The organism is Paraburkholderia franconis, from assembly GCF_009362735.1.
GTDB lineage: Bacteria > Pseudomonadota > Gammaproteobacteria > Burkholderiales > Burkholderiaceae > Paraburkholderia > Paraburkholderia franconis.
Map to the genome: position 1 here is coordinate 1 of NZ_WHNP01000139.1, position 9,944 is coordinate 9,944.

10 protein-coding genes and 1 pseudogene are annotated in these 9,944 nt (G+C 58.6%); 4 read left to right on the forward strand and 7 right to left on the reverse strand.

Annotated features, from left to right (window positions below; genetic code table 11):
* A partial coding sequence (locus tag GCT13_RS45675) for a XapX domain-containing protein (protein WP_152768215.1) occupies positions 1-246 on the reverse strand: 246 nt, incomplete at its 3' end.
* A gap of 100 nt (positions 247-346) precedes the next feature.
* On the opposite strand from GCT13_RS45675, the gene GCT13_RS48970 reads away from it, so the two are divergent.
* The gene (locus GCT13_RS48970; protein WP_193727961.1) at positions 347-499 is read left to right on the forward strand and encodes a hypothetical protein; all 153 of its coding nucleotides are present in this window, start codon (positions 347-349) and stop codon (positions 497-499) included.
* A gap of 1 nt (position 500) precedes the next feature.
* Here GCT13_RS48970 and GCT13_RS45680 read toward each other — a convergent pair whose 3' ends face one another.
* From GCT13_RS45680 to GCT13_RS45700, 5 genes are all read right to left on the reverse strand, one after another.
* Positions 501-1,373 (reverse strand): alpha/beta fold hydrolase, encoded by an 873-nt coding sequence (locus tag GCT13_RS45680; RefSeq protein WP_152768216.1) that lies wholly within the window; start codon positions 1,371-1,373, stop codon positions 501-503.
* Positions 1,374-1,777: 404 nt separating this feature from the next.
* Complete coding sequence (locus tag GCT13_RS45685) at positions 1,778-2,287, reverse strand: VOC family protein (protein WP_152768217.1); 510 nt, start codon at positions 2,285-2,287, stop codon at positions 1,778-1,780.
* Positions 2,284-3,147: an alpha/beta fold hydrolase gene (locus GCT13_RS45690; RefSeq protein ID WP_152768218.1), complete on the reverse strand. Its 864-nt coding sequence runs from the start codon at positions 3,145-3,147 to the stop codon at positions 2,284-2,286. The genes GCT13_RS45685 and GCT13_RS45690 overlap by 4 nt, the downstream gene beginning before the upstream one ends.
* A gap of 152 nt (positions 3,148-3,299) precedes the next feature.
* Complete coding sequence (locus GCT13_RS45695) at positions 3,300-3,953, reverse strand: hydrolase (protein ID WP_152768223.1); 654 nt, start codon at positions 3,951-3,953, stop codon at positions 3,300-3,302.
* Positions 3,954-4,021: 68 nt separating this feature from the next.
* On the reverse strand, positions 4,022-4,621 hold the full coding sequence (locus tag GCT13_RS45700; protein WP_321575048.1) for an HD domain-containing protein: 600 nt from the start codon (positions 4,619-4,621) through the stop codon (positions 4,022-4,024).
* Positions 4,622-5,326: 705 nt separating this feature from the next.
* On the opposite strand from GCT13_RS45700, the gene GCT13_RS45705 reads away from it, so the two are divergent.
* The 3 genes from GCT13_RS45705 (at position 5,327) to GCT13_RS45715 (ending at position 9,673) form a co-directional block, all read left to right on the forward strand.
* A complete protein-coding gene (locus GCT13_RS45705) occupies positions 5,327-5,758 on the forward strand; it encodes a hypothetical protein (protein ID WP_152768220.1) in 432 nt (143 codons plus the stop codon).
* Between the two features lie 290 nt (positions 5,759-6,048).
* Positions 6,049-8,790, forward strand: a complete 2,742-nt coding sequence (locus GCT13_RS45710) for an ATP-binding protein (RefSeq protein WP_152768221.1) — start codon at positions 6,049-6,051, stop codon at positions 8,788-8,790.
* A 349-nt stretch (positions 8,791-9,139) separates the two neighbouring features.
* A complete protein-coding gene (locus GCT13_RS45715) occupies positions 9,140-9,673 on the forward strand; it encodes an FUSC family protein (RefSeq protein ID WP_152768222.1) in 534 nt (177 codons plus the stop codon).
* 27 nt (positions 9,674-9,700) lie between these two features.
* Here the strand turns inward: GCT13_RS45715 and GCT13_RS45720 are convergent.
* Positions 9,701-9,944 (reverse strand): annotated as a pseudogene (locus GCT13_RS45720) (IS256 family transposase); the annotation flags it as partial.

Genomic DNA, 9,944 nt, shown 5'->3' on the forward strand with positions numbered 1-9,944 from the left:
GCTCGCCTGGCGTCGTCCGGGCAGCGACCCGAACATATGCTGCGTGCACTTCGAGTCGGTCCACGCCGTGTGGAAGCCGCTGCCGGACAGCATCTGTTTCGCGACGGGAATGATCTGTTCGCCGCCGAGAATGCCGAGCAGGCCGACAAGGGCGACAAGTGGCGGCGCGGGGGAACGCACGTTGATGAGGCTGTAGATCACGCCAACCAGTACGCCAGCAAGCAGGGAGAAAAGATAGAGTTTCATTGGCTCGTATTCCTGTAGTTCACGCGTCGTGCGAGTGCATCGCAAGCGCAGGGGGGATAGGAAACGGCGACAACGGGTCGCCACTCATGTTGGCGGATGGATGAAGGTGATGCGCCTGACGGCTCGTCGCGCCAATGCAGAAGCGGCCAGTGAAACCAGCCGCAACTGTGACACTAATGCACGAACTCATCACCGGCTCGAGGTCGTCCAGACAATGGTGAAGCCGGTTCAAAGCGTGGTTTGCCACGATTGAGTCAGCCATCCGCAAGAAAACCGCGAACCAGGGCGATCGTCGCTCGTGGGTTTTCCTCCATTACCCAATGGCCTGAGTCCGGTATCACGCTCTCTCGCACGTCGTCGGCAGCGGACCGCATCACCACGGCCATGGTGGCGCCGAAGGACTTCTCGCCCCCGACGGCCAGCACGGGCATCCGCAGCCGCGCGCCCGTCGCGAGCCACGCGCGGTTGTCGGCCGCATCCTGATCGAAGGCCGCGAATTGCGCGAAGCCGGCGCGCATGGCGCCAGGCAACGCATAGAGTTCGGAGTAATGGACCCTTGCTCCCTCGTCGAACTTCGCGGGATCGGCGGAGAATTCGTTCCAGAAGCGGTCGAGATAGATGCGCTCGCGACCGGCGACGAGTCGCTCCATGTCAGGCCCGCCAAAACGGAAATGCCAAAGCATTGGGCTCTTCAAGATGTCGTCCCACGGGCCGATTCCCGGGATGGGTGCATCGATCAGCACCAACCGTCTGATCCGCTCCGGATGCTGCGCAGCGAACTGGAAAGCGACCATGTTGCCGATGTCATGTGCAACGAGATCGATCTGATCCACGCCGAAGGCATCGAGCACGCCCGCCATATCGGCAGCCTGAGTCTTCTTGTCATAGCCGTCAGCAGGTTTCGAGGAGAGGCCCAGGCCGCGCAAGTCCGGCACGATCACCTGATGGTCCTGCGCGAGATCGACGGCCATCGGTCTCCACATATCACCCGTCTCGGCATAGCCATGTAACAGCACGACGGCCGGACCCTTGCCGCCAACGCGAACAGACAAGGTCGTCCCGTTCGTCTGAATATCCTGCGTCCGAAAATCGGTCGGGAACGACTGCATTCCTGTCAGCGCGGGCATCGCTTTTCTCCTATGAAATTACGGGCGCTACGAAACGCTCAGGCGTCAAATTCACCGCCCATGTTCGGCCGCACACGGGCTTGCTAAACGGTATCTTTCCCGAAGTTCCGAAGCGATTTCAGCCGTTCGAACTCCTGCTCCGACAGGCCCTTGAACTTTCCTTCATACTCCATGCGGAACGCCCCTCAGATGACGATTCACCAAGTGCTCGCGAGCTACTGACCGACTGATGAAGACATGCGACGCCCCGTCGAGCAGCTGTAGCAGGCTCGAAAGCTCTTCTCACGTTTCACGCTTTCCCGGTCAATGCACCATGAAAGAAATGTTCTGATTTCATGGTTGGCTCGCGATTCAGACAGCAGTGCACCCCGGGGCGACCTTGTCCATCGATCCCAATGGGCCAATTACGCGCCACTCGGCTCCCAATCCGACGCCGGCTGGAGAAACTCAAGCGTGACGCCGTCTGGATCGCGGACGTAGACCAGCTTCCAGCCGTCGCGCTCCCCGCCTTCGATTCGTTGTGCCGGACCAACGGCCGTCCAGTTTGCTTCTTCCAGCCGTTTGAGCACTGCGTCGAGGTCATCGACATACATCGCAACATGAACGGAACCCACATCGCAGGATCGCGGCTTCAGAATTGTGCGGTCGGCTGGGGAGTGATACTCCAGCAGTTCGATCTGATGGCCGTAGCCCTTCACCATCGCCAGATCGACTGACGCACCTGCCACACCGACCAGATTTTCAACAAATGGACTGTTCTCGAACTGCCACGTATATAAGTGCTCGAATCCGAGAACATCTGTCCAAAACTTGAGCGATTCCTGTAACGATGAAACGGTAATTCCGGTATGGTCCACGCTCCTGATCGCTAAGGGTCTCGCGCCGGTCGCGGCTGTTCGGGGCGCCGAGGTCATGTTGTCTCCCGACCCGCGCGGTCCCAGAACGTTTTCAGTTCATTGCAGATAAACTCGGTTTTCTCCTCAAAGACCCAGTGCCCGCATTCTTCGATAACACCGCCGCTTGCGTTGATCGAAATTGCGTTCGCGCAATCGAAGCAGTGTGATCCGAACGAACGAACTCCGCCATACGCCAGCATCGGAACCTGCAGCTTCTGCTTGGCCAGTTCCGCTGTCTGCTCTGCCATTTGAGGGATGTAGCCATAGTGATTCAGGCTTGCACGCAGATTGCCGGGCTGCTTCATTTGCTGCACGTATCGCGCTACTTCCTCCTCCGGAATAGCTTGAGGGTTATATGCAAAATCCCGGAAAAAATGGCGCAGATACTCACCTTCTCTTCCTTCGATCAAAAAGCGGGTGATATCCATATTCATATGCATGCTCAGATGCCAGTACGGCACCCGAGGATCGACGTATCCCGGAAAGTCCAAGCCAAAAAATGGCGTCTCGATGGTAGCAAGTGAAATGGGGCGCTTGCCGGACATATATGCGAGCGCCACAGACGGCGGACCGCCGAGATCATGACTGAGGATATGAAACCGATCGACACCCTCCACTTGCAGAAGGTCGAGCATGTCCTGAGCGATCGTCTTGGGCTCGTAACCGGAAAACGGTTTATCGCTGTCCGCGTATCCTCGCAGATCCGGCACGATGAACCGGTACTCGTTCTCCAGGGCTTTGACGATCGGAAGAAATTCCCGGTGATTTTGCGGCCACCCGTGAAGGCACAGAACCACAGGACGGCTCGAATTGCCCGCCGTAACGTAATGCAGCATCAGGCCGTTTACTTCGGCACGCTTGCTCGTAATTCCTTCCATGATCACTCGCTCCTTGATCAAATCATGCCTGGATAATTTGCGCCCATTGCGGCCAGGTCCGGCGGCGGTGGGCGCGCCCGCCGCGGCAGATGGCAGGCGCCGACAGGAGTAGTTTGGGATCGATGCTCCGATGAGACCGATCGACTTGAAGGTCAGTGCCCTTCGCTCCCGCCGAACATTGTCTTCGCATAGATCAGGCCGAGACCGTACGCGCCACCGTGCGCAATAGACGTGGCAACCGTCTGGTCGTACGTGTCTGCGCGTGCCCAGTCGCGTTGGAGTTCCAGCAGATACTGCAGCGACGTCATCGGTTGCGCGCCAGCCTGGATCATCCGCTCCATGGCACGCTCGTGCGCTTCGACGGACACGTCGCCACAGGCGTCCGAGATCACACAGACCTCGAATCCCTGGTCGATGGCCGAGAGCGCCGGGCCGACAATGCATACGGACGTCCACAGCCCGGCCAGCGCGATCCTTCCCTTGCCGATCGCATTGATGCGCTCTGCAATGCGGGGATCTTCCCACGTGTTCATCGTTGTCCGATCGATTACCGGATCATCAGGGAAAACCGAACTGATCTCGTCAAAGATTGGACCCGAAAATGATTTCTCAGCAACCGTAGTAAGAACCGTCGAGACCTTGAACTCCCTCGCGGCTTTGGCGACGAGCGCTGCATTGTTGCGCAGCGATACAGCGTCGATCGACTTCGTGGCGAATGCCATTTGCGATTGATGGTCGATCATGATCAGAGTGTGATTGCTGGGGTCTAGCAGCAGTTTGCCAGGCTGGGCTTTGGCTGTAGGCATGATGGGCCTCCATTGGGTGCCGGTTGAAAATGGAATTTCTCTAGTGCCCGAAATCGATCTGCTTTTCGTCAATCATCCCAGGCCGATCCGAGAATCAGGCCGCAGAAATTTTTTCGCCGATAGTCCGGATCGCATCGGTCGAGCACGTCCGCATTTACCGTGCCGAAAGTTGTCGCAGGCCGGTGTTTCATGCCTTGCGCTAACGCCTCGATAATCAGCCCCTTGAAACCAGTACCGCGCGGGAACGCGCTCAGCACTGAATCACGCGTGGTGCGATCTACTTCGTCGAAATGTAGACCTAGCAGATCGGTCTCGACGCCCGCCGCAATGAGCGCTGTGAGCGGCGGCATGCCGGCTTGAATACCGAATGTCGTATGCAGCGCTATCGCGCGCCACGCTTCGGCAATGTCGTCGCCAAGCGCGCCGTACCCGGAGAGGAACGAATGAACGGCATCCGCGCCGTCCACTTCGAAGCGCCTCTGCGAATTGCGATACGGCTCGGTCAAGCCAATGTCGTGAAACAGAGCGGTCACATAGAGCAGCTCGAGGTCATAGGCGAGTTCTCGACGCTGTCCTATTAGCGCGGCGAAGAGAAAGACACGCATCGAGTGGCGATAAAGAATCTGGGGCGCGGCGGTGATTGCGAACTCCGCCGCGGCCCGCGCCATCGCGCTGCCTGGAATCGGGACGCCCGCGACGCTTCCATTCATCGGAACTTCCTCCAAGGTTCAAAAGAAGCAAACAGCTGTATCCGCCCTTTGTCCTCGTTCACATTGAAAAAGGTCGGAAGCGCCGGAGTTCTGAATGGAAAGAGAACGGGCGGTCTTCGTCCTTGTGATCTCGTCTTCGAAAAGCCGCGTCAGCACTGTTCACTTTAGCGTTGCCGTATCTCTCAGGGTTGGCGGAACACATCGCTATGCACTGGCCGTGTCAAGTCTTGTCGACCTGTGCTCGAATATCCACATCCACATTACTAGCTTGGTCTCCAAAAGTCCTGAGCCGCACCTGAAACGTTCTTAAATGAGGGATTGGGTGACGCGCCGGCAATTAAATCGATTCAGCTAAATGCACAGCATAGCTGTTGATACGGTGGATTTCGGGGAACGGTGGTCGGCTCTTGCTGGCTGGACACTCGCCTACGACGATCACGACGCGGGACGTTACTCAGGCCGTCATCGATGCAATCGACGGGTCAGAGGCAACAGCGCTAGAAGGAATAGCTCTCGCGAAGGCCTCGCCGGCACGCTCCTGCCCGTCTCGCATTTGCCGTTGATAGGATCGTCACCGCAATTACCTACCAGCACCACTCGGTCTGAGCGTTACTTTCCCACCTGCTGGCTAGCGATTCTCACATCGCGAGCCAGAACTGCGACGTGCGTGGTAAGCAGATGATGCGAGCGGACTCAATTGCTCAGGACAAGAGCGGGCCACACACGGCCAACGCGTCGAGGTTATGTACGCAAGTGCGGCTGCGGTTATCCCGAATACTCCTCTATGAACACCCCTTCCAGGATTTAGGGGCGGCAACAGCCGACCTCGAACTGGCGTCGCACTTCGGTCTGGTCAGCGGTGTAAGAATCCCCGGCACAAGGCAGGCATTCGACCGGATCGCATTCGTCGGAAACTATAAAGCAGGCGTGATCTGGTACATGGGCGTCCCACGGGCGCTCGGCTTCCACTACCAATATATCCAGAATAATCGCGTACTGCGGGACGACTATGCACAATACGTTATGCCGGCAGGGCAATGCAAGTTCTCCCTGTCCACGTTTGTCTGCGTGAAGCGGCCTGGCTACGCGCAATAGGCGGCTCGGCCGCCAAGCTCTGGATCAATAAGGGCTTGCCAGACAGACGAGCAGTCCGTCGCAGACAATCGCTCGCATTGAATTTCAGCCGAAGTTCTCAATCCCACGCACGCATCTTTGATCTAACAAACACTTGACGGATACCCCGGAACTATTCCAGATTTGACGCGAATTCGAGAGGGATACTTAATCTGCATGCGCGGAACGAATACCTTAGCATGAGCGTCCCGGGGCTGAACGCTCCAGTGTCGATTCGTTCCCGTTCGCGCATCGGGGTAAAAGGGGTTGAGATGATCCAGGTTGGCCAGCTTCTGATCTCTATCGACGACCGAGAGATCCGATCGAACGGTGAGTCGCTGCGTATCGGCAGCCGGGCATTTGACATACTCGAACTGCTGATTCGGGCCAACGGCGCGACGGTGTCCAAGGAGGAGATAATGCGCCGCGTGTGGCCGAACTCCGTGGTGGAGGAAAACAACCTGCATGTCCACGTTGCCACATTACGCAAGGCGCTAGCCGGCGACCGCAATCTGATCCGCACGGTGCCGGGACGCGGCTACCGGCTCATTACGACGTGCCGCACTGCAGCGACGACACCAGATACGCCGGCCGGCTCGACGCTGAGGCCAAAGCATTCCGCGCGTGTGCATTCGCCCACGCTGTTTGGCCGCGAAGGTTCAATCTCTGAAATCATCGACGCAGTCGGCGCGGCGAAGATGGTTACGCTCGTCGGCGCAGGTGGCATTGGTAAGACGTGCATTGCCTCCGCGGTGGCCGCGCGCGTCGAAGCGCTCTTTCCCGATGGCGTCATCTTTGTACCGCTCGATGCGGTATCGGACCCGCGCTTCGCTATATCTGCGCTCGCAAGCACGCTGGGCATCACGATGCCGGCCGGCCGCATCTCAATTGCCGATATCGCCTCGAGTCTCACCGGACGGCGCATTCTGGTCCTCCTCGACAATTGTGAACACCTGATCGACGTTGCTGCACAAATGGCCAGTGCCATGAGCGAGGCCAGCACCGATCTTTGCGTGCTGGCGACAAGCCGTGAGCCGCTGCGAGTGCCCGGCGAACTGCTCTATCACGTTCCGCCGCTCGACGTACCCGGTGAACGCTGCGGCTATGACGAGATACTGCGAGCAAGCGCTGTCCAGTTGTTTACTACGCGTGCCTGCGCTGCCGACGTCCAGTTTTCTCTCGACGAGCGCAGTGTTCGGTTGATCGGTTCGATATGCCGCCGTCTAGACGGCATTCCGCTCGCGCTCGAATTGGCCGCAGCACACGCTGCGGTGCTGGGCCTGGAAGTGCTGGTCGATCATCTCGACGACCAGTTTCGCATGCTTACGGGTGGACTCCGAACTGCGCTGCCGCGCCATCAAACCCTTAAGGCGACGCTCGATTGGAGCTATCGGCTGCTCGAGGAACCCGAGCGCACGTTGCTGCGTTGGCTCGGCGTGTTCATGGACGGCTTTTCGTTCGATGCCGCGTATCACGCCGTGAATGGATGTGGATTGTCGCGAGCCCAGGTGCTCGATGCGTTAGGCGGCCTTGTGTCGAAGTCGCTGGTGAACCGCGCATGCACGGACGGATTGCCCCGGTACCGGCTGCTCGCGATCACGCGCGCATACGCGTTGCAGCAGCTCGAGAACTGCGGGGAGCAGAAGGCAGCGGCGCTCGCACATGCGATCTATTTCCAGGCGGTCTTCAGCCAGGGGCCATCTCTACGGCGGTCCCAGCCGACCTCGAGCGCAGTGCTTGCTCATCTGCGCCTCGAACTCGGCAACTTGCGAGCAGCGCTCGACTGGGCGTTCTCACCAGGCGGCAATCGTGTCGTCGGAGTCTCGTTGGCGGCTGTTGCAGCGCCGTATCTCTTCAATGAGTCGCTGGTCGACGAGTGCAGCGAGAGAGCCCGCGTCGCGCTCGAAGCAATGCTTGATCCCGAACTCGATCCGGTTCCGTCGCAGACGCGCTTGCGGATACAGGCGATGTATGCAGCAGCGCGCGTTTTTACCAATGGGCCGTGCGAGGCAGTATTCGACGCGTGGTGCAAGGTGCTATCGCAGGCGCTTGCCGAGCGAGATCGCGATTGCCAATTGTTTGCGCTTTGGGGGCTGTGGACCGTCCGTCAGTACAGGGGTGAGGCGCGGCTCGCTCTGCGGCAGGCACGCCGCTTCTGCGCACTCGCGCAATCGATCGATTATCCAACGTTCTGCATCGTCGGAAAGAGGCTCGTTGCGGTCGCATTGCACTACAACGGCGAAGCAGACGCCGCCAGTGAGCAGTTCAAGGAAATGCTGAATACGCACGATCGCCTCACCGATTTCCGGATCACCGCCGGATTCCGTTTCGACCATGGCATCGCCGCGCGCGCCTCGCTCGCGCGGGTACTGTGGACGCAAGGCAATAGTGAAGCGGCACTCCAACTCGCCCAGCGTGCGCTCGACGAGGCGCTAAAATGCGGGCACGACGTATTGATCTGTTACGTGCTTGCAGAAGGTCTTGTGCCGATCGCACTGCTGACAAGGTCGTTCGAGGTTGCCCGGCAAGGCATTACGCTCCTCGAAAACCATGCGAGGCAGGCGGGTTTCGTGATCTGGCTCGCATGTTGTGCAGGCTACGAAGAGTATCTGAATTCGACGATACACCCAGACCCGTTACGGCTGCCCCACTTCCGTCACGCTCTCGATGCCATGCGCGAGACAGGCTATCTGGCGCCATTGACGATGCTGCTCGCACAATACGCACGCTGTCTGAACAGCTACGGCTGTATTGACGGGGCACTTGAAACACTCAACGAAGCATTCCGGCACTGTGAGGCAACGGGCGAACGCTGGTTTTATCCAGAACTGCGCAAACTGGCCACAGAGATCGCAAATGCCACGGACAGCGGTCAGCTTGCGTTGCCCGGAGTTGCGACTGCAACCAACTTCAAATCGTCTCGGCGGAACGGTCGATCACGTGTGGTCGGCCGTGCAGCCCGGCCGGCCGGTAAAATGCACGGCCCACTGCGTCTTCGTACTCTCCGAAGGTGAGATGGAAGAGTCCGTGCGCGTTGGAACGCTCGACTACCCCGCTCTCATCTCGCACTGCTCCGCGGCATGAAAATCCGCGGCTAGTCGCAAGCACGGCACTTACGGATTTCACGCAGTTGACATCGCGTCGCGCCACCCTTTGCCTGGACTGCCAAGCCTTGGAAATCAATGTCGAGGTAATAGCGGTCTTGTCATAGCTTCCAGAAGCGCTCGCGCAAGCTTTGCGGTGTCCAACCGCTTTCGCAGTGTTTGCGCACGACATACCTGAAAGCGCATCGAGCGATTTGGAGACTGTCGAAATGAACTCTCTCGCAATACAAGTTGGGCGGGTGACCATGGTGGTCAGCCGATGAGCACTCCAGACCGCGTCTCTTCCCACGCGCGTCGTACTACTTCCGTGCGTGCAGCGCTAAAGGGTTGGGGTGCCAAAGAAGGCCTCAACTGGCTTCATACTTTAAAAACAGTTGTGGCCGCGCTGCTTGTCATGGGCCTTGCAATGCGACTTGACCTGCCATCGCCACGAACGGCCATGGTAACGGTTTTCATCGTCATGCAACCCCAAACCGGCATGGTGCTTGCCAAGAGCTTCTATCGTCTCGCCGGCACCGTAGTCGGTGTGGTCGTAACCATTGCACTAGCGGCTGCATTCAGTCAGACACCCGAACTTTTCCTGCTCTCAATTGCAATCTGGATTGGCCTTTGCACATTCGGAGCGGCATTGAACGGCAATTTTCGCTCATATGGGTTTGTGCTTGCCGGCTACACGACCGCACTCATCGGTATTCCGGCTCTCTCACACCCTGACGAAGTTTTCCTGGCTGCCATGACGCGTCTTGCAGAACTGTCAATGGGAATTCTTTGGCGATGTCCCGAAGACAGTTGAAGGTTGGGACGGCGGGTGCGGCATAGGTTAGGCAACCTTCCGATCGTGGTCAATCGATTTTGAGGTCGATCGTTTCAAGGCGGCAGCGAGAATCCAGAGCTCGTTCACGCCGAGGATTTTCCGGAAGTGCTTCTCAGCTTCCAGGAAGCCTGCGGCCGTCCAGCGCAAGGCCATATCGGCGTCACGATAGCGCTTCACGCGCCCCGCGACACGGCGCACCGCGCCGTTCGGATTCTCGATGATGTTGGTCGTCGACAGGCCACGCATGAGC

Excerpts from the sequence above, each read along its gene's own strand:
- GCT13_RS48970 (WP_193727961.1), top strand. The coding sequence starts at position 347 with ATGAAGGTGATGCGCCTGACGGCTCGTCGCGCCAATGCAGAAGCGGCC.
- GCT13_RS45680 (WP_152768216.1), bottom strand. The coding sequence starts at position 1,373 with ATGCCCGCGCTGACAGGAATGCAGTCGTTCCCGACCGATTTTCGGACG.
- GCT13_RS45685 (WP_152768217.1), bottom strand. The coding sequence starts at position 2,287 with ATGACCTCGGCGCCCCGAACAGCCGCGACCGGCGCGAGACCCTTAGCG.
- GCT13_RS45690 (WP_152768218.1), bottom strand. The coding sequence starts at position 3,147 with ATGGAAGGAATTACGAGCAAGCGTGCCGAAGTAAACGGCCTGATGCTG.
- GCT13_RS45695 (WP_152768223.1), bottom strand. The coding sequence starts at position 3,953 with ATGCCTACAGCCAAAGCCCAGCCTGGCAAACTGCTGCTAGACCCCAGC.
- GCT13_RS45700 (WP_321575048.1), bottom strand. The coding sequence starts at position 4,621 with ATGGCGCGGGCCGCGGCGGAGTTCGCAATCACCGCCGCGCCCCAGATT.
- GCT13_RS45710 (WP_152768221.1), top strand. The coding sequence starts at position 6,049 with ATGATCCAGGTTGGCCAGCTTCTGATCTCTATCGACGACCGAGAGATC.
- GCT13_RS45715 (WP_152768222.1), top strand. The coding sequence starts at position 9,140 with ATGAGCACTCCAGACCGCGTCTCTTCCCACGCGCGTCGTACTACTTCC.